Below are 26,429 nucleotides of genomic sequence, written 5' to 3'. Positions count from 1 at the left end.
CCCTACCCCGCCGCCCGCCGCGATTCCTCGATCACGACGCGGCCGGGCTTGCCCAGGGCCTTGGCCACGGCGTCGAGCCGGCGGTCGACGGCGAGGCCGGTCAGCGCCTCCTCGTCCGCCGGCAGCGACAGCACCACCGACTCGCCAGAGACCGAGAGGCTGGTGCGCTCGAGCAGCGAGGTGGCGCCGCCGGTCAGGGTGTGGGCCAGGCGCAGGGCCTGGCCGAGCAAGAGCGCACGGCCGCGCATCGGCTCATCCAGCAGCTCCAGCACCGGTCCGGTCAGCGCGTCGCCCAAGGTGCCGCCGTAGCGGACATAGACCGCGGCGGCCAGGAACGCCCGCTCGGCATGGTCGAGCCCGGCGACCGGCATGCGCAGCACCCGAAGCCAAGCGTGCTCGGCGCGGTAGTCGGGATGCTCGAACCAGCCGATGTCGGACAGGAGACTCGCCGCTTGGCGCAGTCGCGCATCGTCGGCGGTCTCGTCCGGGAACACCGACCGGGTCCATTCCGCCACCACCTCGGCATGGCCGAAGCGGTCGAGGCGGTGTGCGAGCTCGGCGGCGGCGAAGATCAGCGGGTCGCGCGCCTGATCCTCCGGCGGCAGCAGATCGTAGAGGTGACCCTCGCGCAGGCCGAGGGCCGAGAACACCACCCGCGCCGGCTTCAGCGTCTTCAGCACGCCTTCCAGCACCAGCGCCGCCATCGGCAGCATCTCGATCCGGCGGCGGGAGATCGAGGCGCCGGACAGTGCCCCCTTGCTCTGCTTCGCCACCAGGCCGACGAAGTCGGTCAGCGCCCCGGTCGGCACCGTATACTGGTGGATGATGTGCAGCGGGTGGTTCTCGCGCTCCATGAACAGCTTGGCGATGGCGCGCCAGGCGCCGCCGACCGGGTAGAAGCTGCGGCCAGCATAGAGCGGCAACCAGTCCTGCTGGCCCAGCGTGTCCAGCACCACGCTGCGCGCCTCCTTGCGCGCGCCGGTCTCGTCCATCAGTCGGAACGGCCCCAGCGGCAGCGTCACCTGCTCGCGGATCTCGCCCCGGTCGAGCCCGACCAGCTCGAGCGAGCCGCCGCCGAGATCGCCCATCACGCCATCGACATCGCGGATGCCGGAGACGACGCCGAGGGCCGACAGCCGCGCCTCCTCCACCCCGCTGATGACGGTGACCGGCAGGCCGCAGCGGCGCTCGACCTCGGCGACGAAATCGGCGCCGTCCTCGGCCTCGCGCACCGCCGCCGTGGCCAGCACGTCGACGCGGTCGACCCCCATGCCCTCCAGCAGCCGGGTGAAGCGGGCGAGGTTGTCCAGCGCCTGGACCACGCCTTCCGGCGACAGGCGGCCGGCCTGGCCCAGGCCGCGGCCGAGGCCGCACATGACCTTTTCGTTGAAGACCGGGATCGGCGACCGGGTGACCCGGTCATAGACGACGAGGCGGATCGAGTTCGAGCCGATGTCGATGACACCCACCCGCCCCGGCCGGGACGGCACGATCGGTCCGATACGGAACACCTGCTCTCAGATCCTCATTCCGCGGCCTTGACCAGGCGGCGCGGGGCCCGTTTCGCATCCCGCAGCGCGCTGCCCCGGCCGGACAGGCTGGGGTTGGTCATGAAATACATGTGCGCGCTGAAGGCGTCATCCGGCGCGTCGATCCGATGATAGCGGCTATCGGGACCGAGCATCCAGGTGTTCGATTCGTCCCTCAGATTCGCCAGCATGATCTGCTCCATCACCTGCTGGCGGACGGTGGCGTTCTCGAGCGGAACCAGGCTCTCGATCCGGCCGTCGAGGTTGCGCGGCATCCAGTCGGCCGAGGACAGGAAGACCTTGGCCTGGCGCGATGGCAGCTTCTGGCCGTTGGCGAAGCACAGGATGCGGGCGTGCTCGAGGAACCGGCCGACGATCGAATGCACCCGGATGTTCTCCGACAGGCCGGGCACGCCGGGCCGCAGGCAGCAGATGCCTCGGATCACCAGGTCGATCTCCACCCCGACCTGGGAGGCCTCGTAGAGCTTGTCGATGATGGCGGCGTCGACCAGCGCGTTCAGCTTGACCCAGATCTGGGCCGGCTTGCCGGCCTTGGCGTTGTCGATCTCGGCCTCGATCAGCTCCATGATCCGGCTGCGCAGGAACAAGGGAGCGATCGACAGCTTCTCCAGCTTCGCCGGCTTGGCGTAGCCGGTCATGTAGTTGAAGACCGCCGCCGCGTCGCGGCCGAGCACCGGATCGCAGGTGAAGAAGCTGAGGTCGGTGTAGATCTTGGCGGTGATCGGGTGGTAGTTGCCGGTGCCGAAATGGGTGTAGGTGCGCAGGCCACCCTGCTCCCGCCGCACCACCATCGAGACCTTGGCATGGGTCTTCAGGTGGATGATACCGTAGACCACCTGGGCGCCCGCCCGCTCCAGGTCGCGGGCCCAGCGGATGTTGGCCTCCTCGTCGAAGCGGGCCTTCAGCTCGACCATCGCGGTGACCGACTTGCCGGCCTCCGCCGCCTCGACCAGGGCCTGGACGATCGGGGAGTCCTTCGAGGTGCGGTACAGGGTCTGCTTGATCGCCACGACATCGGGGTCGCGTGCCGCCTGGCGCAGGAACTGCACGACGATGTCGAAGCTCTCATAGGGGTGGTGGACGACGATGTCCTTGGCCCGGATCGAGGCGAAGCTGTCGCCGCCGAAATCCCGCACCCGCTCCGGGAACCGGGCGTTGTAGGGCGAGAACAGCAGCTCCGGCCGCTCGTCGACGATCAGCTTCCTTGTGTCGCTGAGGCCGAGCAGCCGGTCCATGGCGAAGACGTCGTCCTCCTTCACCTTCAGCTTCTCGCAGACGAAGCGGCGCAGCGATTCCGGCACGTCGGCGGAGACGGCGAGGCGGATGACGACGCCCTTGCGCCGGCGCTTCAGCGCGCTCTCGAAGGTCTTGACCAGGTCCTCCGCCTCTTCGTCGATCTCCATCTCGCTGTCGCGGATCACCCGGAACACGCCGCTGGCCTGCAGCGTGTAACCGGGGAAGAGGCGGTCGAGGAACAGCTTGACCGCCTCCTCGAGCAGCACGAAGCGGATCGGCGATGCCCCGGGCAGGCGGATGAAGCGGTCGAGCTGCGGCGGCAGCGGCACGATCGCGTCCATCTCGTCCTGCGTCTCCTCCCCGGTGTTGACCAGGGTCAGGGCCAGGCAGAGTCCGAGATTGGGGATGAAGGGGAAGGGATGTGCCGGGTCGATGGCCAGCGGCGTCAGCACCGGGAACATCTCGCTCAGGAACCGGTCCTCGAGCCAGGCCCTCTCGGACTTGGTCAGCTCGTCCGGCCCGACCACGGCGATACCGGCGGCACGCAGCTCCTCGCTCAGGGCACGCCAGCAATGCTGCTGGTCGCGCATCAGCTCCTGCACCCGGGCGGTGATCTCGCCCAGCTGCTGTGCCGGGCTGAGTCCGTCCTGGCTCGGCGAGACGACGCCGAGCGCCACCTGCGCCTTCAGCCCGGCAACGCGGACCATGTAGAACTCATCGAGGTTGGAGGCCGAGATCGACAGGAAGCGCAGCCGCTCCAGCAGCGGGTAGCGGGTGTTGTAGGCCTCTTCCAGCACCCGCTGATTGAATGCCAGCCAGGACAGCTCGCGGTTGATGAAGCGGTCGGGCGAATCCGCGGGAATCGCTGGCAGGGCGGGAGCGCGGACAGCCTCCGCCGCTTCGGCGGGGGCGGCCTCGGCGGTGCTCTGCAACATGGTCACGGGCTGTCTCCGAACCTTCATTGATCGTAACAAAACTGCAATATCAAACCCTTACAGGGTTCGATTTCAGCGCCACTATACACAAGCCCGAACCGGAAGCGCCATGACGAGGCGATCAAGTCGTCGCCCTGCGCCGGACAGATCCGCGGGGGGTCCCCGGGGGCGCGGGGTTGCCGCCCGGCTCTTGTCCCTCAGTAGCGCTGGGGCACGTAGAGTTCGGCCGGCAGCGTGCGGCGCTCGTAGTTCGGGTCGAACACGCGTTCCGGCAGCTTGATCTCCTCGTGCGGCACGTCCGCGTAAGGCACCTTCGAGAGCAGGTGCGAGATGCAGTTCAGGCGCGCCCGCTTCTTGTCGTTGCCCTCCACGATGTGCCAGGGCGCCTCGGGAATGCTGGTGCGCTCGAACATGTCCTCCTTGGCCTTGGTGTACTGCTCCCAGCGCACGCGGGACTGCAGGTCCATGGGCGAGAGCTTCCACTGCTTGATCGGGTCGTGGATGCGCATGAGGAAGCGCAGCTGCTGCTCCTCGTCGGTGATGGAGAACCAGTATTTCACGAGGATGATGCCGGAGCGCACCAGCATGCGCTCGAACTCCGGCACGTCGCGGAAGAAGTCCTCCACCTGGCTTTCGCTGGCGAAGCCCATGACGCGCTCGACGCCGGCGCGGTTGTACCAGCTGCGGTCGAACAGCACGATCTCGCCGGCAGCCGGCAGGTGCGGCACGTAGCGCTGGAAGTACCACTGGGTCTTCTCGCGGTCGGAGGGGGCGGGCAGCGCCACCACCCGGCAGGTGCGCGGATTGACGCGCTGGGTGATGCGCTTGATGGCGCCGCCCTTGCCGGCGCTGTCGCGGCCCTCGAACAGGACCACCATCTTGAGGCCGTTGTAGTGCACCCAATCCTGCAGCTTCACGAGCTCGCTCTGCAGGCGCAGCAGCTCGTTGAAATAGGTGTGGCGGTCGAGGGTATTCTTCTTCCGGCTCTCGAGCAGGGCGCGCAGCTCGGGCGGAACGCGGGCGTCGTCGACCGCCTGCTCGAGCTCCTCGTCCATGTCGTCTTCGAGCTCGATCTCGAGCCAGCTGCGGGTCTCGGTGTCCTTCAGCTCAGTCATGTGCCTGTCTCCTGCTGCCCCACCCATGTACCCGGAAGCTTATGCAGTTTGGTGACAGCGGCCGCTGGCCGGGCAGGCCTATGTCCAATGCCTCGCCGAGGTCGAAGCAATCCAGAACGGTCCGCAGCGGCTCCTGGACTGCTTCGTCGGCTTCGCCTCCTCGCAATGACGGCGGGGGCCTGACCCGGGGTAGGCCCTGCTTACCGCCTTCCGCCGAAGATCGACCCCAGGATGCCGCGCACCACGGCGCGGCCGATGGTGCTGCCGAGCGTGCCGGCAGACCGGCCGCCGACGCTGCGCCCCAGGCTGCGGCCGAGCTGGGTGCCGACCGAGCTGCCGGCGCTGCGCAGCACGTCGCGGAAGATCGCCTCCGCCATGCTGGGCCCCTCCTTCGCCTCGGTCTTGGCCTCGGCGGCGGCCGTCGCCTCCTGCTGCGCCTCGGCCGCCTTGGCGCTCAGCTTCTCATAAGCGGAGTCGCGGTCGACCGGGGTGGTGTATTTCGCGTCCATCCCGCCGGCGGCGATCGCCGCCTTGCGCTCAGCGTCGCTGATCGGGCCGAGACGGGAGAGCGGCGGGCAGACCAGCGCCCGCTCCACCACCTCCGGGATGCCCTTGGGGTCGAGGAACGAGACCAGGGCCTCGCCCACGGCCAGCTCCTGCAGCGCGCGGGCGACGTCGAGCCCGCCTTCGGTGCGGAAGGTGTCGGCGCTGGCCTTCAGCGCCTTCTGGTCGCGCGGGGTGAAGGCGCGCAGCGCATGCTGCGCCCGGTTGCCGAGCTGGGCCAGCACCTTGTCCGGCACATCGATCGGATTCTGGGTGACGAAATAGACGCCGACGCCCTTGGAGCGGATCAGCCGCACCACCTGCTCGACCTTCTCGACCAGCGCCCGGGGCGCGTCGTCGAACAGCAGATGCGCCTCGTCGAAGAAGAACACCAGCTTCGGCTTCTCCGGGTCGCCGACCTCAGGCAGACGCTCGAACAGCTCGGACAGCAGCCAGAGCAGGAAGGTGGCGTAGAGCCGGGGCGCCTGGATCAGCGTCTCCGCCGCCAGCACATTGATCACGCCGCGCCCGTCCGGGGCGGTGCGGGCGAGGTCGAGCAGGTCGAGCGCCGGCTCGCCGAAGAAGGCCTCCGCCCCCTGCTGCTCCAGGACCAGCAGCTGGCGCTGGATGCTGCCGACCGAGGCCTTGGAGACATTGCCGTAGACGCCGGTGAACTTCGACGCGTTCTCGGCCATGAAGGCGAGCAGCGCCTGCAGGTCCTTGAGGTCGAGCAGCAGCAGCCCTTCCTGGTCCGCCGCCTTGAAGGCGATGTTGAGCACGCCCTCCTGCGTGTCGTTGAGCTGCAAGAGCCGTGACAGCAGCAGCGGCCCCATCTCCGCCACCGTGGCGCGGACCGGCGTGCCCTGCTTGCCGTAGAGGTCCCAGAACACGGTCGGGAAGCCCTGGTACTGCAGCTCGCTGAGGCCGAGGGTCTTGGCGCGCTCCTCGATCTTCGGATTGGCCTCGCCCGGCTGGCTGATGCCGGCGATGTCGCCCTTCACATCGGCGACGAAGACCGGCACCCCGGCCCGGCTGAAGCCTTCGGCCAGGACCTTCAGGGACACCGTCTTGCCGGTGCCGGTGGCGCCGGCGATCAGCCCGTGGCGGTTGCCGAGGCCGAGCAGCAGCCGGTGCTCGCGCTGGCCCTTGGCGAAGTAGAGTCCGTCCGTCATTCCTGTCTCCTCGGCCCGCGGCCCGGCATAACGGGCGCATCATGCGCATGGTGCCTCGCGTCTGGACGCGGCGCCAGAGGTCGCGCAGGGTGGGGCGGCGAGGAGGCGCGATGAAGACCCTGATCCTGCTGCGGCACGCCAAGTCCGACTGGTCCGACCCGACCCTGGCCGACCACGACCGGCCGCTGGCGCCGCGCGGCCGCGACGCCGCGCCCCGGATGGGCGCCTGGCTGAAGGCCCATGGCCCGATGCCGGATCTGATCCTGTGCTCCACCGCCGCCCGCGCCCGGCAGACGCTGGCGCTGGCCCTGGAGGCTCTGGGCGCCACGCCCGAGACCCGCTTCGACCGCGGCCTTTACCTGGTCGGCGGCCCCGGGGTGCTGGCCCGGCTGCGCCAAGCCCCCGACACCGCCGCGACGGTGATGGTGGTCGGCCACAACCCCGATCTGGAGCAGCTGGCCCGCCGGCTGGCGATTTCGGGCGAGAAGAAGCCGCTGGCCCGACTGGAGGAGAAATACCCGACCGCCGCGCTGGCGGTGATCGAACTGCCGGTCGAACGCTGGGCCGAGGCCGGCGACGGCGGGCGGCTGCTGGCGCTCGAGACGCCGAAGACGGTCAAGGGTTGAATGCTTCAATTTTCTTCGGATCGGCAGCAACCATTCGCAGAGATCGCCAAAACAATCGAAGACCCAAACCGTTCCCGTCTTTCAAATTATTCATCCCGAGCGACCTCTGCAGGAGAAACACTGGTTCCCCTGGGGACTGTCCTTCGAATGAACTTATCGTAAGATGACAGATACTGGCGACAGGACGAAATCTCTGCAGCGTGGAATTGGCGCCGGGCCCGATCGGGCGCGGGCCGTCAGCAGAGGATGTTCGCCATGTCGCGTCTCTCAGCTCGCCTGCTCAAGACCGGGGCGGCCCTGATCGCCGCCTCGGCGCTGGCCGGCTGCGTCGTCTATCCCACCTATCCCCACCCGGTCTACTACGCCCGCCCGGCCGTGGTGTATCACCCGTACTACCATTACTGGTGACCGAGGCCGCCTACCCGACCACGAAGACCGGGTCGCCGATCACCGCCGGGTCCGGGGTCACGCCCAGGCCCGGCGCGGTGCCCGCGGCCATCCGGCCGTGCCTGCGGCGCGGCGCGTCGGGCGCGGTCGAGACGGTGACGTAGGAGTTGAAGTCGGTCGCCGAGAACAGCAGCTCCGGCGGCGTCGAATGGGCGAGATGAGCGATCGCCGCGGTGGCGACGTCGCCGCCCCAGGTGTCCTCGATGGTCATGGCGATGCCGAGGGCGGCGCAGAGGTCGCGGATCTGGCGCGCCTTGGTCAGCCCGCCGACCTTGGAGATCTTCAGGTTGATCACGTCCATGGCACCGTCGGCGGCGCCGCGCAGCACCGCCGGAAGGCCGTCGATCACCTCGTCCAGCACGAAGGGCCGGGCGGTGCGGCGGCGGATCGCCAGGCACTCCTCGTAACTGCGGCAGGGCTGCTCGATATAGACGTCGATGTCGCGCACGGCGTCGACCACCCGCGCCGCCTGGTGCATCAGCCAGCCGGTGTTGGCGTCGGCGATCAGCACATCGCCCGGCTGCAGCTTCGCCGAGACGGCGCGGATGCGGGCGATGTCGGTGTCCGCATCGCCGCCGACCTTGAGCTGGAACTTGGTGTAGCCGTGGGCGCGGTACTCCGCCACCCGCGCCGCCATCGCCTCCGGGCTCTCCTGGCTGATCGCGCGATAGAGGGCGAAATCGTCGCCGTATCGGCCGCCCAGCAGCTCGCAGACCGGCAGGCCGGCGGCCTTGCCGAGGATGTCCCAGCAGGCCACGTCGACCGCCGATTTGACGTAGGGGTGGCCGCGCATCGCCCGGTCGAGATGGCGGTCGAGCACGCCGAGCCGGCGCGGGTCGAGCCCGATCAGCCCCGGCGCCAGCTCGCGCAGCCCGGTGCGGGCGCCTGCGGCATAGGCCGGCAGATAGGCGGGGCCGAGCGGGCAGACCTCGCCCCAGCCGGTCAGCCCGGCATCGGTGTCGATGCGCACCAGGGTGCTGTCGAACACGGTGACGGCGTTGCCGCCCGACCATTTGTAGCTGCCCTCGTGCAGCGGCAGGTCGACCTGATAGACGGCGATCCGGATGATGCGCATGGAGCCCTCCCGCGGCGGTGGCGCGGCACCTTCGCGCGCCCCGCCCGGGGCTGTCAAACCGACGGGGACCGGCCGATGCGGACTGCACCGGCCGGCCGCACGGGCTCAGACGGACTTCTTGAACCGGGCGGCCTCGCCCGAGCCGCCGGTGACGTTGCCGGCGCTATAGGAATGGGCACCGGCGCCGGCCAGCTTGCCGCCGTCGACGATCAGGTACTCCTCGCGGATCGGCCGGCCCTCGAACCAGCATTCCAGGATCTCGCGCACACCGGCGGCGTAGCGCGCCTGGGCCGAGAGCGAGGTGCCGGAGATATGCGGCGTCATGCCGTGATGCGGCATGGTCCGCCAGGGATGGTCGATCGGGGGCGGCTGCGGGAACCAGACGTCGCCGGCATAGCCGGCGAGCTGACCGCTCTCCAACGCCGCGGCGACGGCGTCGCGGTCGCAGATCTTGCCGCGCGCGGTGTTCACGAGATAGGCGCCGCGCTTCATCTTGGCGATCAGCGCGGCGTTGAACAGGTTCTCGGTCTCGGGGTGCAGCGGCGCGTTGATGGTGACCACGTCGCAGACCCTGACCATGTCCTCCGCCGTCGGATGCCAGGTCAGGTTCAGCTCCTTCTCCACCGCCTCCGGCAGGCGGTGCCGTTCGGTGTAGTGCAGATGCACGTCGAAGGGCTTCAGGCGGCGCAGCACGGCGAGGCCGATGCGGCCGGCGGCCACCGTGCCGACATGCATGCCTTCGACGTCGTAGGACCGGGCGGCGCAGTCGGCGATGTTCCAGCCGCCCTTCACCACCCACTGGTAGGAGGGGATGTAGTTGCGCACCAGGCCGAGGATCACCATCACCACGTGCTCGGCCACGCTGATCGAGTTGCAGTAGGTGACCTCGGCCACGGTGAGGCCGCGGTCGATCGCCGCCTGCAGGTCGACATGATCGGAGCCGATGCCGGCGGTCAGGGCCAGCTTCAGCTTGGGCGCCTTGGCGATGCGCTCCGCAGTCAGATAGGCCGGCCAGAAGGGCTGGGAGATCACGATGTCGGCGTCCGGCAGCTCCCGGTCCAGCCGGGAATCGGCGCCGTCCTTGTCCGAGGTGACCACCAGGGTGTGGCCGAGGGATTCAAGCCAGCGGCGGAGGCCGAGCTCGCCCGAGACGCTGCCCAGCAGCGTGCCGGGGACGAAGTCGATCGCCTTCGGTGTCGGCAGGGTCTGGCCGCCGGGGTAGCGCTCGAGCTTCGGCAGGTCGTCGCGGGCGTAGGAGGTCGGATAGCCCGTTACCGGGTCGTCGTAGAGAACGCAAACGATCTTGGCCATTCCAGTCTCCCTGGGAGAAGAGCTGGCCCGATCCGCCGCCATGGCAGGTTCGCCATGCCGGTCCGACGCGATCGTGGCGGGCTGAGCCCGCCTGGTCTCGCACAGGGTCTAAGGGGCCCGGTCCGGATCGGACCGTGACACGCGGTCACGATGCGACCGGCGAAGCGCTATACTCAAATCGATACTTCCGATCGAATGATCGACGTTGTCTATCAGTCGGGACCGCCAAGGCGAGCGGCGGGCGAAGCCGTCCAGCGGCCGCGCCGGTCAGCGGATGCCGGCGAGATAGGCCAAGAGCGCCGCCTCGTCGTCGAACACGATATCGAGCGGCACTGCCAGCATCGGATTCAGCCGGGCGCCGAGGAAGGCGGCGCGGGAATCGGTGTGCAGCCCGACCAGCCGGCGCCCGGGCTTCGCCAGCTGACGATGGGCATAGGCCATGCCCAGCTCCAGCGCCGCGCCCTCGTCCGGCACCCGCCCGTCGAGCACGAACAGCAACACGTCGCAGGCGAAGACCTGGTCGCGGTCGAGCTCGAAGATGGCGCGGCGCCGCTGCTCCGGCGACATGGCCGCCCAGGGCTCGCGGCTGCTCTCGACCCCGTCGCGCTGCGGCAGGAAGACGGTGAAGCCGAGCGCCTCGATCTTCTCCGTCAGCGCCGCGTTGAAGGCGAGCTCGGCGGCCGAGAACAGCGGCCCCGCAAAGTAGAGGCGCGGCATCAGCCGGCCCCGATCCGTTCCAGCGCCGCCCGGTGCAGCGCCGGAGTGGCGGCGGCCAGGACCTCGCCCGAGGAGTCGATCCCGAGCGGCCGGCCCTGCCAGTCGGTGATCACGCCGCCCGCGCCTTCGATCACCGGCACCAGGGCCATGAAGTCGTAGGGCTGCAGGCCGCGCTCGATCACCACGTCGATGCAGCCGAGTGCGATCAGGGCATAGGCATAACAGTCGCAGCCGTAGCGGCGATACCTCACCGCCCCGGCCAGCCGCTCGAACACCGCGGCGGAGACGCCCGTGAACATCTCCGGCGCGGTGGTGGAGAGGATGGCGTTCTTCAGCCCGCCGCAGTCGCGGGTATGGCAGGGCTTGCCATTGGCCAGGGTCGGATGGCCGGCATGGCCGACGAAGCGCTCGCCCAGCGCCGGCATCTCAATCACCCCGACCAGCGGCCGTCCGCCCCGGGTCAGGGCGATCAGCGTGCCGAACAAGGGGATGCCGGCGATGAAGGCGCGGGTTCCGTCGATCGGGTCCAGCACCCAGACCAGGTCGCGGTCCGTACCCTCGCGGCCATGCTCCTCGCCGAGGATGCCGTGCTCGGGGTAGCGGTCGGCGATCATCTGCCGCATCTGCCGCTCGACCGAGCGGTCGGCCAGCGTCACCGGCGAGGCGTCGGCCTTGTCCTCGACCGCGAGGCCGGTGCGGAACCAGCGCAGTGCGGCCGGGCGGGCGGCATCGGCGAGGCTTTCGGCGAAGGCGACAAAGGGATCGGCGGTCATGGCACGGACTCGGGGCTTCGGGCGAGGGCCGCAGCCTCGCCGGAAACGCGACGGCGGGCAAGCCTACGCGCGCAGCGCCGCGGCCAGGGCCGCGATCTCCTCCGCCCCCTTGGTGGCTGGCGCGGTTTCGATCAGGGTGCGGCCGGCCAGCATCGCCGCGGCGAAGCCGGTGCGGTTGCCGATCCGCGCCGGCAGCACCGGGATGCCAAGCCGTCCGATCTCGGCCTCCAGCGCATCCGCGACCCTGGAACGGGACGGCACCCGGTTCAGCACGATCCGGGCCGGCACCTTCTCCTCCGCCGCCAGGTCCAGGGTCGGCTGCGTCGCCCAGAGGTCCATCGGGCTGGGCTGGATCGGGACCAGGACGAGCTGCGCCGCCCGCACCGCGATGCGGGCGTCCGAGGCCGCGTGCGGCGGGCTATCGATCAGCACCAGGTCGTGCTTCGCCCGCGCCCGGTCGACCTCCGCCGGCACCCGCCAGCCGGTGATGCGCAGATGGGTGAAGCCGGGATCGTCGCCGCGCGCCTCGACCCAGCGGCTCAGGCTGCCCTGCGGGTCGATGTCGATGGTGGCGACCGTGAGGCCGGAGCGGACGAAGGCGGCGGCGAGATGCGCCACCAGCGTGGTCTTCCCCGCCCCGCCCTTCTGCTGCGCCACGGTGATGGTCCGGCCGGCCATGCGCCCCTCCGTTTTGCGGGATTGTCGCGCGGCTTTTGCTGCAGCGCAACATGAGATCTCCCGTGCCGGGATGGCCGCTGCCCGGCCAGTGCATGGCGCCGCGGCGTCGGATCGGGCTATAGAGCGGGCATGGACAGTTCCCTCAAGACCGAGATCGTCGACGATGGCCCGGCCGGCATCGCCCGTGCCGCAACGTTGCTGCGCGAGGGCAAGCTGGTTGCCTTCCCGACCGAGACGGTCTACGGCCTGGGCGGCGACGCCACCAATGACCGCGCCGTGGCCGCGATCTTCGAGGCCAAGCGGCGCCCCAGCTTCAACCCGCTGATCTGCCACCTGGCCGAGGCCGAGCAGGCCGAGGATCTGGTGCTGTTCGACGAGCGCGCCCGGCGCGTCGCCGAGACGCTGTGGCCGGGACCGCTGACCTTGGTGCTGCCGCGGCGCGAGGGCTGCCCGGTGTCGCTGCTGGCCTCGGCCGGGCTCGACACCCTGGCGATCCGGGTGCCGGCGCATCCGTCGGCGCGGCGCCTTCTGGCCGCAGTCGGCCGGCCGGTGGCGGCGCCCAGCGCCAATGTCTCCGGCGCGGTCAGCCCGACCACGCCGCAGCATGTGCTGGAGGGGCTGTCGGGCCGGGTGTCGCTGGTGGTAGCCGGCGGGCGCTGCGCCGTCGGCCTGGAATCGACGGTGCTGGACCTGACCGGAGAGCGGCCGGTGCTGCTGCGCCCCGGCGGCGTCACGGTTGAGGAGCTGACGGCGCTGCTGGGCCCGGTCGCCGTGCCCGAACGGGACCCGGACCGGCCGGCCTCGCCCGGCCAGCTGGCCAGCCACTACGCGCCGCGGGCGCAGGTGCGGCTGAATGCCGGCGCCATCAGCCCGGACGAGGTGCTGCTGACCTTCGGCCCCGACCTGCGCAGCGGGCCGAAGGTGATGAACCTCAGCGAGAAGGGCAACCTGGCCGAGGCGGCGGCGAACCTCTTCGCGATGCTGCGGGCGCTGGACAAGACCGGTGCCGGCACCATCGCCGTGGCGCCGATCCCGGAGACCGGCCTGGGCGCCGCGATCAACGACCGGCTGCGCCGCGCCGCGGCGCCAAGACCCTAGGGAGCGAACCATGACCGACGCCGCGCTGCTGGACGCCCTGATCGCCGTCACCGGTCCGCAGGGCGTGCTGCACGAGGCGGCGGATCTGGAGCGTTATCTGCGGGAGTGGCGGGGCAAGTACCGGGGCACGGCCGGCATCGTGGCGCGGCCGGCGTCGACCGCCGAGGTGGCCGCGGTGGTGAAGCTGTGCGCCGAGCGCGGCATCGGCATCGTGCCGCAGGGCGGCAACACCGGCCTGGTCGGTGGCGCCGTCGCCGAGGCCGGCCAGGTCCTGCTGTCGACCGACCGGCTGACGCGGATCCGCGAGGTCGACGCCGAGGGCGACCACATCACGGTCGAGGCCGGGGTGATCCTGACCCAGGCGCAGGCGGCGGCGGAGGCGGTGGACCGGCTGTTCCCCCTGAGCCTGGGCGCCGAGGGCAGCTGCCGGATCGGCGGCAACCTGTCGACCAATGCCGGTGGCACCGCGGTGCTGCGCTACGGCAACATGCGCGACCTGGTGCTGGGCCTCGAGGTGGTGCTGCCCGACGGCCGGGTCTGGGACGGCTTGCGCGCCCTGCGCAAGGACAACACCGGCTACGACCTGAAGCAGCTGTTCATCGGCGCCGAGGGCACGCTGGGCGTGATCACCGCCGCGGTGCTGAAGCTGTTTCCGCGGCCGCGCAGCGTCGCCGCGGCACTGGCGGCGGTGCCGGACCCGGCCGCCGCCGTCGCCTTGTTCGGCCGCGCCCGGGCCGAGGCCGGCGGGTCGGTCACCGGGGTCGAGCTGATGCCGCGTCTGGCCGTCGACTTCGCCCTGCGCCACGTCGCCGGCGCCGTCGACCCGCTGGCCGAGCGCCACCCCTGGTATGTGCTGCTGGAGCTGTCATCCCCCGCCGCCGACGCGCCGCTGGCGGAGCAGCTGGAGGCGATCCTGGCCGGCGGCTTCGAGGCCGGGCTGGTGGCCGATGCGGCGATCGCGTCGAGCGAGGCGCAGCGCAAGGTCTTCTGGCATCTGCGCGAGGCGATCGTCGAGGGCCAGCGCTTCGAGGGCGGGTCGATCAAGCACGACATCGCCGTGCCGGTGGCCCGCGTGCCGGAGTTCCTGGAGCGGGCCACGGCGGCGGTCGAGGCAGCGATTCCGGGCGTGCGGGTGGTGCCGTTCGGCCATCTCGGCGACGGCAACATCCATTTCAACCTGAACCAGCCGGAAGGCGCGGACGCCGACGCCTTCACCGCCCGTTGGGAGGAGATCGCCCATCGGGTGCACGACATCGTCGCCGCCATGGGCGGGTCGATCAGCGCCGAGCACGGCGTCGGCCTGTTGAAGCGCGACGAGATCGCCGAGAGGAAATCGCCGGTCGAGATCGACCTGATGCGCCGGATCAAGCGGGCGATCGACCCGGCCGGGATCATGAATCCGGGCAAGGTGATCCTGCCCTAGGCGAGTTCTGGGCTGCCATTCCTTCCGACTGGGCTAGTATTCGCTCCGCTGTCGAATCCGACACCGTGCCGTCGACCAGTTGCGTCGACCCATGAGGAGGACCGCCCGATGGCCAAGAGCGACACCCTGGTTCCCGCGACCGAGCTGGCCCGCGCCAACTCCGTCCGGATCCCCAATGAGAGCGCCGAGTATCGCGCCGCCCGCACCGCCCTGCTGGCGGAGGAGATCGAGCTGCGGCGCCATATCGAACGCGTGGCCGCCCAGCGCCGCGCCTTGCCGCCCGGCGGCCCGGTGACCGGCGACTACCGCTTCGAGGGCGCGGAGGGCCCCACCGACTTCGCCGGGCTGTTCGGCGACAAGCAGACGCTGGTGATCTACAGCTACATGTTCGGGCCGCAGCGCGAGCGCCCCTGCCCGATGTGCACCAACCTGCTGGGCGCCTGGGAGGGCAACGCCGCCGATATCGGCCAGCGCGTCTCGCTGGCGGTGGTCGCCCGCTCGCCCTATGCGCGGCTGGCCGCGTGGAAGCGCGAGCGCGGCTGGCGGAGCCTGCGCCTGTACAGCGATGTCAACGGCGCCTATTCGCGCGACTATTTCGGCGTCGCGCCCGACGGCTCGGACATCCCGGCGCTCAACGTGTTCACCCGCCGCGACGGCACCATCCGCCACTTCTGGGCGGGCGAGATGACCGGATCCACCGCCGACCCCGGCCAGGACCCGCGCGGTGCCCCCGATCCGGCGCCGCTGTGGATGGTGCTGGACTGCACGCCGGAAGGGCGCGGCACGGACTGGTATCCGCAGCTGAGCTACGACTGAGAGGAGCGGCCGGGCGCGGTCGCCCCGGCCGCGCCCGCCTCACCAGTGGCCGCGACGCCCCCAGCCGCCGCGGCGGTAGTGGCGGTGGTGACGATAGCCGTCATCGTCATCGGCCAGGGCCGCGCCGAGGGCGATGCCGCCGACCGCCAGCAGGCCGGCCGCCAGCGCGGTGTTGGTGTCCTGCTGCTGCCGCTCCGCCTGGGCCTGATAGGACAGCGGGCCGAGGGAATCGCACGCATACGGGTCGCCATAGGCGCATTGCTGCGAGGCGTAGTTCAGCTGCATCTCGCCCGGGGTCGGCCCGCAGGCCGCAAGGGCAACCAAGACTCCAACAATACCAACCCGCGAGATGCGAGACCTCAACGAACCGGCAACCATACTCATCTCCAGCCGACCGGCTTCCATTCCTGTCGGCACGCCGTTTTCCGATTGAGGCAATTCCATGGCAACTTCACGGCGAACCTTGGAACTGCCCACAGGGCCGCCGGATGACTGCCATATCCCGCGCCCCTTCCGCCTCAATACACGGACAACACAAGAAATTCCGTCGCTTGACTATCGGGCGCGACATGGAGGTTGGGTTCGTCGATGCCGAACCCAACCTAGGCCGTACCGACGGTCGCAGCGGCCCTAGAACGCCCGCCGCGGGGCCAGGCGCAGCCGCACCATGGCCGGGGCCGGCATCGGCGCCGTCCGGGCCGGGCGGATCCGGTAGACCGGAACCGGCCGCGGTGCGGCGTCGCGGCGCTTCCAGGGCTGGCCGTTGAACCAGGCGGCGCCGCGGGCCCACAGCCAGAGCATAGCGATGCCGCCGCCATTGACCGCGAGATGCGGCAGGATCCCGGTGCCCGCCTGGTCGAGGACGATGCCGCCGACGAAGGACAGGGCCATGCCGAGCAGGAAGACCGACAGCGAGTGCCGGCCCATCAGGGCCACCGGCTCCGCCCCCCGCAGGGAGATCAGGCCCGGCACGGCGCGCAGCAGCGACACCACGACATAGGCCAGGGCGAAGAAGTGCAAGAGGCGCAGCGGGCCGATATCGGTCTTGCGCGCCAGCGGCTCCAGGATATCGCGCATCCCGGCGAACAGGCCGCCGTCCAGCCGCACCAGCGACAGCGCCAGCGTGGCGCAGAACACCAGATAGATCAGCGCCGCGGTGATGCGGCCGCGCGTCGCCCGCGGCACCTCGAACCAGCTGGCGCCGTAGCCGTAGCCGGCGACAAAGAGCACCTGCCAGGCGAAGGGGTTGAAGAACCAGCCGCGGCCGTCGGTGCTGTCGGCCGTGAGGTTCCAGCCGCCGGCCACCGCGCCGACATAGAGCACGGCCGAACCGATCACCACCAGCACCGGCGAGATCCGCGACAGCAGCACCATCGCCGGGATCGCCGCAAGGAGCAGCATGTAGAGCGGCAGGATGTCGAAGTAATGCGGCACATAGTGCAGCGACAGCAGCTCGAACAGCGCCTTGCCCGGGCTGTCGAAGAACCGGTCGATGCCCAGCCGCGAGATGTAGTTCGGCTCGGCGAAGATGCTGTTCGCCCCGACGATGATGCCGCAGATGGCGATGAACAGGCCGACATGGGCCCGGTAGAGCTGCCAGACGCGCTGGACCACGCGGCCGAATCCGGCCAGGAATCCGGCGCGGTCGAAGCTGCGGCCAAAGGCCATCGCCGAGGACAGGCCGGCCAGGAAGATGAAGATCTCCGCCGCATCGCTCAACCCATACGTCCGCGGCGTGAACATTCCGACAATGTTCCCGGGCGTATGGTTGATGAAAATAATGATCAGCGCGAGACCACGGAAGAAATCGATCCGAATGTCCCGCGCCGGCGTCTGTGCAGTCATTTCATCACTCCGACTACATCGGCCCGACGAGGCGATGCTATTGGGGAACGCTTCATTCCAAGTGAGGTTCCCAAGAAATCCGAGTCGTGGAACACTGCCGGGCGGAGAGCGGATTGGCCATGTTTCGCCTGTGCATCATCATCCTGTTCCTGACCGCCGCGCCGGCGCTAATCCGGGCCGCGCATGCCCAGGGCACGGCGCCGGCCGAGACCGTCATGTTCAAGAGCCTGTCCGGCGAGGTGATCACCGGACGCCTGTTCCTGCCCCGGGGGACGGGCCCTTTCCCGGCCGTGGTCGGGCTGCACGGATCCGGCGGTTACGCCCCGGCGCATGACCGCTGGGCAACCCGGCTGGCCGCCAGCGGCTATGCCATGGTCCTGATCGACAGCTATACCCCGCGCGGCTATCGCGAGATCGTCTCGGTCGGCCTGTCGACGATCCCGGTCGAGCTGCGGGTCAAGGACGCGGTCGGAGCCCTGGAATACCTGCAGACGCGCAAGGAAATCAATCCCAAACAGATCGCCGTCCTCGGCTGGTCCCAAGGAGCGACCACCGCCGTCGCCGCCGCGGCGACGATGCGGCAGGCGCTGATCGCCAAGACCGCGCCGCATTTCGCCGCAGCGGTCGCGCTGTATCCCCGCTGCGACCAGTACATGACCGACGCCCAGCCGGTCGGCGACACGCCGCTCCTGGTGCTGATCGGGTCGGCCGACACGGTGACGCCGGCGGCGGCCTGCGACACCCTGTTCGATACCTGGCTGTCCAAGGGCGCCGCTGTCAGCCTGATCGTCTATCCCGGCATGAAGCACAATTTCGACTTTGCCGCCCCGACCACGGCGAGGCTGGACCGGACGCTGCCGATCGCCGATCCGCCGGCCCTGAGCCAGAGCTGGACCCCGGTCGACGACGCCGAGCGCCGCACGCTGGGGTTCCTCGACCGGCGTCTGGGGCTTGATTCCGCCCCCGCTTCGGTGAAATCTCCCCTTTACGTAAACGGAAACCAACAGGGAGCCGCCCGATGACCGCCTATGCCGCGCCGCTGTCCGACATGCGCTTCGTCCTGCGGCATCTGGTCGGGCTGGACCGCATCGCGGCCCTGCCCGGCAAGGGCGAGACGACGCCGGAGCTGGTCGAGGCGGTGCTGGAGGAGGCCGGCAAGCTGGCGGCCGAGATGATCGCGCCCCTGAACGCCGTCGGCGACCGCGAGGGCGCGCGGCTGGAGAACGGCGTGGTGCGCACCGCCCCCGGCTTCCGTGAGGCCTATGCGCGGTACCGCGACGGCGGCTGGAACGCCCTGCCCTTCGAGCCGGACTGGGGCGGCCAGGGCCTGCCCTGGGCGGTGGCGATGGCGGTGTCGGAGATGTGGCAGTCGGCCAGCCTGGCCTTCGGCCTGTGCCCGGTGCTGAACCAGGGCGCGGTCGAAGCGCTGCAGGCGCACGGCTCGGACGAGCAGAAGCGGATCTACCTGCCGAAGCTGGTCTCCGGCGTCTGGACCGGCACCATGAACCTGACCGAGCCGCAGGCCGGCTCCGACGTCGGCGCGGTGCGCACCCGGGCCGAGAAGCAGCCGGACGGCACCTACCGGATCACCGGCCAGAAGATCTTCATCACCTATGGCGAGCACGACATGGCCGAGAACATCGTCCATCTCGTGCTGGCCCGCACGCCCGACGCGCCGGCCGGGATCAAGGGCATCAGCCTGTTCCTGGTGCCGAAGCTGCTGCCCGACGCCGAGGGCAGTCCCGGCGCCCGCAACGACCTGCGCTGCGTCAGCCTGGAGCACAAGCTGGGCATCCACGCCAGCCCGACCTGCGTCATGGCCTATGGCGACAACGGCGGCGCCACCGGCTTCCTGATCGGGCAGGAGAACCGCGGCATCGAGTACATGTTCACGATGATGAACAACGCCCGGCTGACTGTCGGCCTGCAGGGCGTGGCGATCGCCGAGCGCGCCACCCAGGCGGCCGAGGCCTATGCCGCCACTCGCATCCAGGGCAAGCCTATCGGGTCTGATGGCCCGGCGCCGATCGCGGCCCATCCCGATGTCCGCCGCATGCTGCTGTCGATGCGCAGCCTGACCGAGGCGGCGCGGGCCCTGACCTACAGCGCAGGCGCCGCGCTGGACCTCGCCCGCGGCCACCCCGACCCGATCGAGCGGGCGAAGGCGCAGGCCCGGGTCGACCTGCTGACGCCGGTGGTGAAGGGCTGGAGCACGGATATCGGCTGCGAGGTGGCCTCGACCGGGATCCAGGTGCATGGCGGCATGGGCTATATCGAGGAGACCGGCGCCGCCCAGTTCCTGCGCGACGCCCGGATCACGCCGATCTATGAGGGCACCAACGGCATCCAGGCCAACGACCTGGCGTTCCGCAAGGTGGCGCGCGACGGCGGCGTCGCCGCCCGGCTGCTGTTCGAGGAGATGGCGCCGACCTTGATAGAGTTGGCCGGCGCCGCTCACCCGGAGGCAGTGCCGATCCGCGATCGGCTGGCGGGGAGCCTGGCGGCGCTGATGGCGGCGACCGACTGGGTGGTCGAGACCGCGCCCGACAATCCGGCCGCCGTGGCCGCCAGCGCGGTGCATTATCTGCGCATGTTCGGCCTGGTGGCCGGCGGCTGGCTGATGGCCCGGGCGATGCTGGCCGCCCTCACCGAGGAGAGCGATCCCGCCCTGCGCGCGGCCAAGGTGACCCACGCCTGCTTCTTTGCCGAGCAGTTTCTGCCCCAGGCCGCTTCCCTGCTGCTGCCGATCACCGAGGGCTGGCGGAGCGTGGTGGAAGGAGCAGCCTGAGCCGCCCCCTCAGGCGTGGATGCCCAGCCGCTCGACCTCCGCCGCAGCGTCGCGCCATTCCTGGGCGTAGTCGACATCCTGGTAGTTCTCGAACCAGGGGCCGCCGCGGGTGTAGTGGACCGCCTGCGGGTGGCCCTTCTCCGGCTTCGGGTACCAGCCTTCGAGCCAGTTCCAGCCGGTGTCGAGCGCGCCGATCTGGTCGTCGGTCAGCCACTGGAAGCGGTGCAGGAAGGCGCCGGTCTCGCGGTTCACCACCTCCGGCGTCAGTGCGGCGTTCGCCGGGTGGCCGCAGTTGAACAGCATCAGGCTGGACCAGTTCTTGCGTGGATAGGCCGCCTGCGGCTTGCCGTCCATCTTGACCGTCTCCTTCGGCTGATAGTCGTGCTGCACGACCATCACCGCGTAGCGGTCCTCCGCTTGGGCGAAGAGATCGGCGATGTCGCCGAACCACAGGAAGTCGCAGTCGCAGAACACGGCCCAGCCCCGGTACCCGGCCAGCGCCGGCACCAGGAAGCGGCTGAAGGTGAACTCGGTCGATCCCAGCGTGTCGACCGGCCGGGTGTAGATCCCCTGCGCCCGCAGCTCCGGCAGCTTCAGCGGCGTGACCTCGACCGGCTTCGAAGCGTGCTTCAGCACCGAATGGCGGCAGACCTGCCACGCGATGTCCTCGCGCGAATCGTAACCGACATAGAGGCGCAGAGCTTCGCTCATTCCCATACTCCCGCTTTGCGACCGGCTCGCAACGGCCCTTCCCTAGCACGGGCAGGGACCGCAGTCTAACGCTCGCCCTTCCGGTACGGCACCATCAGCGCCTTGGGCACGGCCGCGCGGCGCGACATCGCGACCAGGGCGAGGATGCTGAGCAGATAGGGCAGCATCAAGAAGACCTGATACGGCACCACGCCGCCGGCAAGCTGCTGCAGCCGCACCTGGAACGCGTCGAAGGCGCCGAACAGGAGGGCGCCGAGCAGCGCCTTGCCCGGCCGCCACGAGGCGAAGACCACCAGCGCGATGCAGACCCAGCCGCGCCCGGCCACCATTTCGAAGAAGAAGGCGTTGAAAGCCGACATGGTCAGGAAGGCGCCGCCGACCGCCATCAGCGCCGATCCGGCCATCACCGCGCCGAGCCGGACGGCGACGACGTCGACGCCCTGAGCCTCCGCCGCCGCCGGGTTCTCGCCGACCGCGCGCAAAGCCAGGCCGAGCGGGGTGCGGGAGAGGACCCAGACCGTGACCGCGACGGCAGCCAGCGCCAGATAGGTCAGCGGCGTCTGCTGGAACAGCACCGGCCCGATCCAGGGCAGGTCGGACAGGCCGGGCAGCGCCAGCGGCTGGAACGGCTCGATCCGCGGCGGGGTCGAGACGTTCGGCAGCACCATGCGGTAGGTGAAGTAGGACAGGCTGGTGGCGAGCAGCGTGACGCCGATGCCGGTGACGTGCTGGGACAGGCCGAGCGGCACGGTGAGGAGCGCGTGCAGCAGGCCGAAGGCGGCGCCCACCCCGGCCGCGAACAGCACACCGGTCCACAAATCGCCGCCCTGATAGACCCACATCCAGCCGGCCATGGCGCCGGCGGTGAAGATGCCCTCGATGCCGAGGTTCAGCACCCCGGCGCGCTCGCAGATCAGCTCGCCCAGCGTGCCGAACACCAGCGGTGTGGCGATCCTGAGCGCCGCCGCCCAGAAGCTGGCGGCGAGGAGGATGTCGAGAATCTCGCTCATCGCCACCTCACCCGGTAGCGCAGGACGATGCTGGACAGCAGCACCGTCAGCAGCGAGGTGGCGACCACCAGGTTGGCGATATAGCTGGAGACGCCGATCGCCCGGCTCATGCTGTCGGCGCCGACGAAGACCGCGGCCACGAACAGCGCCGCCAGCAGCACGCCGAGCGCGTGCAGCTGCGCCAGCATGGCGACCACGATGCCGGCATAGCCATAGCCGGGCGAAAGGTCCTGGGTCAGATAGCCCTTCAGCCCCGCCACCTCCCCCACCCCGGCCAGGCCGGCGAGGGCGCCGGAGATCAGGCCGACGCGCAGCATCACCCCGCCGACCGGCATGCCGGCGAAGCGCGCCGCGGCCGGGTTGGCGCCGGTCGCCCGCATCTCGAAGCCCCAGACCGTGCGCGTCGTCATCAGCCAGACCAGGACCGCGGCGGCGACGGCGATCAGGAGGCCGGCATGGATGCGGGTGCGCGGCACCAGCTTCGGCAGAGTGGCGTCGTCGAGGATGGGCGCCGATTGCGGCCAGCCCATGCCCATCGGGTCCTTCATCGGCCCTTCCAGCATCATCGAGACGAAGAGCAGCACGACGAAGTTGAGCAGCAGCGTCGTCACCACCTCGTCGACGCCGAACCGGGTCTTGAGAACGGTCGGGCCCAGCATCCACAGCCCCCCGGCCAGCGCGCCGGCGGCGAGGATCAGCGGCAGCAGCGCCCAGCCCGGCCAATCGAGCGCGCCGGAGCCGAGCGCCGTCGCCGCCAGCGCGCCGAGATAGAGCTGCCCCTCCGCCCCGATATTCCACAGCTTCGCCCGGAAGGCGACGGTGGCGGCGAGGCCGGTCAGCACCAGCGGCGTGGCGCGGGACAGGGTCTCGGCGATGGCGAAGCGGGAGCCGAAGGCGCCCTGCGCCATCACCCCGTAGGCCTGCAGCACCGGCGCGCCGGCCCAGAGCAGCGGGATGGCGCAGAGCAGCAGCGCCAGCACGGCGGCGCCGGCCGAGGCGCCGAGCATCAGCAGCGGCGAGGCGCGGTCGCGGGGCTCAAGACGCATGTACGAGTTCCGGCTCCTGCCCCGCCATCATCAGGCCGAGGGCGCGGACGGTGAGCTGCCCCGCCGGCCAGGGTGGGGTCAGGCGGCCGCGATAGAGCACGGCGATGCGGTCGGACAGGGCGAACAATTCGTCGAGATCCTCCGAGATCAGCAGCACCCCGGCGCCGCGGTCGCGCGCGGCGAGCAGCCGGCCGTGGATCTCCGCCACCGCGCCGATGTCGAGGCCGCGGGTCGGCTGGCTGGCCAGGACCAGGCCCGGCGACCGCTCCAGCACCCGGCCGAGGATCAGCTTCTGCATATTGCCGCCGGAGAGCAGCCGGGTGCGCGCCTCCGGCCCCGGGCAGCGCACGTCATAGGCGCCGATCAGCCGCCGCGCGCGGTCGCGCAGGACGGCGCGGCGCAGGAAGCCGCGGCGCTGCGCTTCGGGGCCGCGGTAATCCTCCAGCGTCAGATTCTCCCACAGCGCCATGTCGCCGACCACGCCGTCGCGGTGGCGGTCCTCCGGGATCCGGCCGACTCCGGCCGCGACCATCGCCGCGGGTGACCCCACGGGCGCCGGACGGTCGAACAAAGTCACCTGGCCGGCTTCCGGCCGGGCCAGGCCCGAGACCAACTCGGCCAGCGCCGCCTGGCCGTTGCCGGAGACGCCGGCGATGCCCAGCACCTCGCCGCCGCGCAGCGCGAGCGACACGCCGTCGAGCCTGGGCCGGCCGTCGGATCCGTGCAGGGTCACGCCCGTCAGCGCCAGCACCGGGGCGCCGGGCTCGGCCGGACGCTTCCGAGTCTCGGGGATCGGGCGGCCGACCATGGCTTCGGCCAGGGCGGCGCGATCGGCCCCCGCGGTCGCCAGCTCCGCCGCCACCCGGCCGGACCGCAGCACCACCACGCGGCGGCTGATCGCCAGCACCTCGGCCAGCTTGTGCGAGATGAAGACGATGGCCAGCCCCTGCCCCGCCAGCCGGCGCAGCACCGCGAACAGGCCGTCGGCCTCCTGCGGCGTCAGCACCGCCGTCGGCTCGTCGAGAATGAGGATGCGGGCGTCGCGGTAGAGCGCCTTCAGGATCTCGACCCGCTGCCGCTCGCCGACCGAGAGGCTCGACACCATCGCATCGAGCAGCACCACGAGGCCCGAGGCCTCGATCAGCGCCGCCAGCTTCGCCCGCGCCTCGCGCCGCCGCAGGGCGGGCCGCCACAGCGGCTGCGAGCCGAGGACGATGTTGTCGAAGACGCTGAGATTGTCGGCCAGGGTGAAGTGCTGGTGCACCATGCCGATGCCGGCCGCGAGCGCCGCCTGCGGCGACCCTGGGCGCAGCGGAAGCAGCGCGTCATCCGGCCCCGCCACCTCGACCGTCCCGGCGTCGGCCACGTAATGGCCGAACAGGACGTTCATCAGCGTGGTCTTGCCGGCGCCGTTCTCGCCGAGCAGCGCCAGCACCTCGCCGCGGGCGAGGTCGAGGTCGATGCCGTCATTGGCGAGGAGATCGCCGAAACGCTTGGTGATGCCGCGCAGGCGCAGGACCGGCGCGGCATCGGACGGGTCGGCCCCTGGAGGTTCGGCCGTCACAGCGTCGGCTTGGGCTCGCTGTCGTCGACCTTGACCGTGAAGGCGCCGCTCTCGATCTCCTTCTGCCGGGCGGTCACCCGGTCGATGATCGCCTGGTCGACCAGCTTCGGGTCGAGCGGGGCCAGCGAGGCCCCGCCCGCCTTCATCGCGCTGTAGGGGCCGTAATCCTCGGCCTTGAAGCTGCCATCCGCCACCGCCTTGAGGGCGCGGTCGATGGTCGGCTCCATGTGCCACAGCGCGCTCGCCACCACCGTGCCGGGATATTCCGACTGGGTGTCGATGACGTTGCCGATGGCCAGCACCTTGCGCTCCTTCGCCGCGTCGGAGACGCCGTAGCGCTCGGCATAGAGCACGTCGGCGCCGGCGTCGATCATGGCGAAGGCCGCCTCCTTGGCCTTGGGCGGGTCGTACCAGGAGCCGATGAAGGTGATCGAGAACTTGACCTGCGGGTTGACCTCCAGCGCCCCGGCCATGAAGGCGTGCATCAGCCGGTTGACCTCCGGGATCGGGTAGCCGCCGACCATGCCGATCTTGTTCGATTTGGTCTTCAGCCCGGCGACCATGCCGGTGAGGTAGGAGGCGTCCTGGATGTAGTTGTCGAAGACCGAGAAGTTCGGCTCGGCCGGCGGCAGGCTGGACCCCATCAGGAAGGCGGTGTCGGGATAGTCCTTGGCCACCGCCCGCGCCCCGCGCTCGACCCCGAAGGCCTCGCCGATGATCAGCTTCTTGCCACCCTCGGCGTATTCGCGCATCACCCGCTCATAGTCGGTGTTGGCGACGTTCTCGGAATAGACATAGTCGATCTCGCCCCGCTCCTGCGCCGCCTTCAGCGCCTTGTGGATGCGGCTGACCCATTGCTGCTCGACCGGCACGGTGTAGATCGCCGCGACCGGCAGCTTCTCCGCCGCCTGAGCCTGCGGCAATGCCGCCGCGCCCAGCATCGCCGCCGCCGCGCCGAGCAGCGCCCGGCGACTCCATTGTCCCAGCATGAACTCCCCCTGCTCTTCTGATTTTGACCAGCCGGTCAAGTGTGCAGAAAGCGGCGCGCGGCGCAACAGGCCGGAGAGCAGACCGGGGCCGCTCATTCGCGCGCGAACGCGCGCAGCCCCCCTCCCGCAAGGAGAGGGTGAGAATGGAAGGCTGGGCAGAGTGGAATGGCTGAATGTGATCCGCACCAGTACTCAGCTGCTGTCCGGCTTCGGGAGCCTGGTCGGTGGGTGGCCGACTTCGGCCTCGTCCGGCTGTTCAGGCCAGCCGCCTCTGGTCTCCGGGTCAACAGCGGCGCTGTCCGAGCTCGCGCCGGGCGAGCCGGCGTTGTCGTTGGCCCCGGCGACGTCGTCCCAGCCTTGCGGCAGCCGGCTCGGATCCAGCCGACGGCCCAGCCAGCGGCAGACCTCCCGCACGAACTCATCCGCCGGCAGGGTGTCGATCCGGACGTCCAGCACCTCGTCCTCGGTCAGCCTCTCCCACACCGCGGCCTTCAGATCCTCGATGTCCGGGTCCTCGGCGGTCTCGCCGGCCTCCGGGGGCACCGTGGCCTCGGCGGCCGCGACCGCCTCGATCACGGCCTTGACGGCCTGCTCCCGCCGCCGGCGGCGGCGCGCCAGCGCCCCCGACTCCTCGGCCTCGGCCCGGCGGTGCAGGTAGTCGCCGCGGATCCGCTCGGCCATCGCGATCGACAGCCGGATCGAGCGGGACAGGCGCGACTGCATCAGCGCGAAATCCGGCGGCTCCTCCGACCCCGCCAGCGTCGCCTGCTGCTGCCGCTCGATCAGCCGCTTGCTGCGGATGTCGATCTCGACCACCTCGCGCAGCTTGTCCAGCGCCCATCCCGTCCAGTTCAGGTCCGGATCGGACGGCCGGGCCTCGCCCGCCTCGCCATCGGTCTGCGCCATGTCCATGGAACATATCATGAACATGCATTCTGAGTTAAGCAATAGGCAGGATGTG

At 70.4% G+C, this 26,429-nt stretch carries 24 protein-coding genes; 7 read left to right on the top strand and 17 right to left on the bottom strand.

Annotated elements, in window-relative coordinates:
• Positions 1 to 2 precede the first annotated feature (2 nt).
• The 4 genes from KXR53_RS09290 to KXR53_RS09275 all read right to left on the bottom strand — a co-directional run bounded on the left by KXR53_RS09290 (position 3) and on the right by KXR53_RS09275 (position 6,551).
• Complete coding sequence (locus tag KXR53_RS09290; protein ID WP_437374837.1) at positions 3 to 1,511, bottom strand: Ppx/GppA phosphatase family protein; 1,509 nt, start codon at positions 1,509 to 1,511, stop codon at positions 3 to 5.
• Between the two features lie 14 nt (positions 1,512 to 1,525).
• Positions 1,526 to 3,721 carry an RNA degradosome polyphosphate kinase gene (locus KXR53_RS09285; RefSeq protein WP_437374871.1) on the bottom strand — a complete coding sequence of 732 codons (2,196 nt, stop codon included), beginning with the start codon at positions 3,719 to 3,721 and terminating at the stop codon, positions 1,526 to 1,528.
• A 197-nt stretch (positions 3,722 to 3,918) separates the two neighbouring features.
• Positions 3,919 to 4,836: a polyphosphate kinase 2 gene (ppk2, locus tag KXR53_RS09280; RefSeq protein ID WP_437374836.1), complete on the bottom strand. Its 918-nt coding sequence runs from the start codon at positions 4,834 to 4,836 to the stop codon at positions 3,919 to 3,921.
• 200 nt (positions 4,837 to 5,036) lie between these two features.
• Positions 5,037 to 6,551, bottom strand: a complete 1,515-nt coding sequence (locus KXR53_RS09275; protein WP_437374835.1) for a helicase HerA-like domain-containing protein — start codon at positions 6,549 to 6,551, stop codon at positions 5,037 to 5,039.
• 110 nt (positions 6,552 to 6,661) lie between these two features.
• Here KXR53_RS09275 and KXR53_RS09270 point away from each other — a divergent pair, with 110 nt between their 5' ends.
• Both KXR53_RS09270 and KXR53_RS09265 read left to right on the top strand, forming a co-directional pair.
• The gene (locus tag KXR53_RS09270) at positions 6,662 to 7,177 is read left to right on the top strand and encodes a SixA phosphatase family protein (RefSeq protein ID WP_437374834.1); all 516 of its coding nucleotides are present in this window, start codon (positions 6,662 to 6,664) and stop codon (positions 7,175 to 7,177) included.
• A gap of 255 nt (positions 7,178 to 7,432) precedes the next feature.
• The gene (locus KXR53_RS09265) at positions 7,433 to 7,585 is read left to right on the top strand and encodes a hypothetical protein (protein ID WP_437374833.1); all 153 of its coding nucleotides are present in this window, start codon (positions 7,433 to 7,435) and stop codon (positions 7,583 to 7,585) included.
• Positions 7,586 to 7,595: 10 nt separating this feature from the next.
• On the opposite strand, the gene KXR53_RS09260 is transcribed toward KXR53_RS09265, so the two are convergent.
• The 5 genes from KXR53_RS09260 to parA all read right to left on the bottom strand — a co-directional run bounded on the left by KXR53_RS09260 (position 7,596) and on the right by parA (position 12,178).
• Positions 7,596 to 8,699: a cis-3-hydroxy-L-proline dehydratase gene (locus KXR53_RS09260; protein ID WP_437374832.1), complete on the bottom strand. Its 1,104-nt coding sequence runs from the start codon at positions 8,697 to 8,699 to the stop codon at positions 7,596 to 7,598.
• 105 nt (positions 8,700 to 8,804) lie between these two features.
• Positions 8,805 to 10,010 (bottom strand): NAD-dependent formate dehydrogenase, encoded by a 1,206-nt coding sequence (locus KXR53_RS09255; RefSeq protein ID WP_437374831.1) that lies wholly within the window; start codon positions 10,008 to 10,010, stop codon positions 8,805 to 8,807.
• 267 nt (positions 10,011 to 10,277) lie between these two features.
• Positions 10,278 to 10,727 (bottom strand): nucleoside 2-deoxyribosyltransferase, encoded by a 450-nt coding sequence (locus KXR53_RS09250; RefSeq protein ID WP_437374830.1) that lies wholly within the window; start codon positions 10,725 to 10,727, stop codon positions 10,278 to 10,280.
• On the bottom strand, positions 10,727 to 11,500 hold the full coding sequence (hisN, locus tag KXR53_RS09245) for a histidinol-phosphatase (protein ID WP_437374829.1): 774 nt from the start codon (positions 11,498 to 11,500) through the stop codon (positions 10,727 to 10,729). Before hisN ends, KXR53_RS09250 begins: the two co-directional genes overlap by 1 nt.
• A 63-nt stretch (positions 11,501 to 11,563) precedes the next feature.
• On the bottom strand, positions 11,564 to 12,178 hold the full coding sequence (gene parA, locus KXR53_RS09240) for a ParA family partition ATPase (protein WP_437374828.1): 615 nt from the start codon (positions 12,176 to 12,178) through the stop codon (positions 11,564 to 11,566).
• Between the two features lie 129 nt (positions 12,179 to 12,307).
• Here parA and KXR53_RS09235 point away from each other — a divergent pair, with 129 nt between their 5' ends.
• From KXR53_RS09235 to KXR53_RS09225, 3 genes are all read left to right on the top strand, one after another.
• On the top strand, positions 12,308 to 13,276 hold the full coding sequence (locus KXR53_RS09235) for an L-threonylcarbamoyladenylate synthase (RefSeq protein WP_437374827.1): 969 nt from the start codon (positions 12,308 to 12,310) through the stop codon (positions 13,274 to 13,276).
• A 10-nt stretch (positions 13,277 to 13,286) separates the two neighbouring features.
• Entirely contained in the window at positions 13,287 to 14,699 is a 1,413-nt protein-coding gene (locus tag KXR53_RS09230; protein ID WP_437374826.1) for an FAD-binding oxidoreductase, read from the top strand.
• A 108-nt stretch (positions 14,700 to 14,807) separates the two neighbouring features.
• Positions 14,808 to 15,515, top strand: coding sequence for a DUF899 family protein (locus tag KXR53_RS09225; RefSeq protein ID WP_437374825.1), 708 nt, complete (start codon positions 14,808 to 14,810; stop codon positions 15,513 to 15,515).
• 39 nt (positions 15,516 to 15,554) lie between these two features.
• Here the strand turns inward: KXR53_RS09225 and KXR53_RS09220 are convergent, their stop codons facing one another.
• Entirely contained in the window at positions 15,555 to 15,839 is a 285-nt protein-coding gene (locus tag KXR53_RS09220; protein ID WP_437374824.1) for a hypothetical protein, read from the bottom strand.
• A 306-nt stretch (positions 15,840 to 16,145) separates the two neighbouring features.
• Positions 16,146 to 17,360 carry an OpgC family protein gene (locus KXR53_RS09215; RefSeq protein WP_437374823.1) on the bottom strand — a complete coding sequence of 405 codons (1,215 nt, stop codon included), beginning with the start codon at positions 17,358 to 17,360 and terminating at the stop codon, positions 16,146 to 16,148.
• Positions 17,361 to 17,479: 119 nt separating this feature from the next.
• Here KXR53_RS09215 and KXR53_RS09210 point away from each other — a divergent pair, with 119 nt between their 5' ends.
• On the top strand, positions 17,480 to 18,382 hold the full coding sequence (locus KXR53_RS09210) for a dienelactone hydrolase family protein (protein WP_437374870.1): 903 nt from the start codon (positions 17,480 to 17,482) through the stop codon (positions 18,380 to 18,382).
• Positions 18,379 to 20,148 (top strand): acyl-CoA dehydrogenase, encoded by a 1,770-nt coding sequence (locus KXR53_RS09205; protein ID WP_437374822.1) that lies wholly within the window; start codon positions 18,379 to 18,381, stop codon positions 20,146 to 20,148. The genes KXR53_RS09210 and KXR53_RS09205 overlap by 4 nt, the downstream gene beginning before the upstream one ends.
• A gap of 9 nt (positions 20,149 to 20,157) precedes the next feature.
• Here KXR53_RS09205 and KXR53_RS09200 read toward each other — a convergent pair whose 3' ends face one another.
• From KXR53_RS09200 to KXR53_RS09175, 6 genes are all read right to left on the bottom strand, one after another.
• Complete coding sequence (locus KXR53_RS09200) at positions 20,158 to 20,859, bottom strand: hypothetical protein (RefSeq protein WP_437374821.1); 702 nt, start codon at positions 20,857 to 20,859, stop codon at positions 20,158 to 20,160.
• 65 nt (positions 20,860 to 20,924) lie between these two features.
• The gene (locus tag KXR53_RS09195; protein WP_437374820.1) at positions 20,925 to 21,869 is read right to left on the bottom strand and encodes an ABC transporter permease; all 945 of its coding nucleotides are present in this window, start codon (positions 21,867 to 21,869) and stop codon (positions 20,925 to 20,927) included.
• Positions 21,866 to 22,915, bottom strand: a complete 1,050-nt coding sequence (locus tag KXR53_RS09190) for an ABC transporter permease (protein ID WP_437374819.1) — start codon at positions 22,913 to 22,915, stop codon at positions 21,866 to 21,868. The genes KXR53_RS09195 and KXR53_RS09190 overlap by 4 nt, the downstream gene beginning before the upstream one ends.
• Entirely contained in the window at positions 22,905 to 24,479 is a 1,575-nt protein-coding gene (locus KXR53_RS09185) for an ABC transporter ATP-binding protein (protein ID WP_437374818.1), read from the bottom strand. The genes KXR53_RS09190 and KXR53_RS09185 overlap by 11 nt, the downstream gene beginning before the upstream one ends.
• The gene (locus KXR53_RS09180) at positions 24,476 to 25,468 is read right to left on the bottom strand and encodes a BMP family protein (protein WP_437374817.1); all 993 of its coding nucleotides are present in this window, start codon (positions 25,466 to 25,468) and stop codon (positions 24,476 to 24,478) included. The genes KXR53_RS09185 and KXR53_RS09180 overlap by 4 nt, the downstream gene beginning before the upstream one ends.
• A 192-nt stretch (positions 25,469 to 25,660) precedes the next feature.
• Positions 25,661 to 26,380 (bottom strand): hypothetical protein, encoded by a 720-nt coding sequence (locus tag KXR53_RS09175; protein WP_437374816.1) that lies wholly within the window; start codon positions 26,378 to 26,380, stop codon positions 25,661 to 25,663.
• Positions 26,381 to 26,429 lie beyond the last annotated feature (49 nt).

It is taken from the genome of Inquilinus limosus, assembly GCF_051487185.1.
Taxonomy (GTDB): Bacteria; Pseudomonadota; Alphaproteobacteria; order DSM-16000; family Inquilinaceae; genus Inquilinus; species Inquilinus limosus_F.
This window is presented reverse-complemented; position numbering and strand designations above follow the sequence as displayed.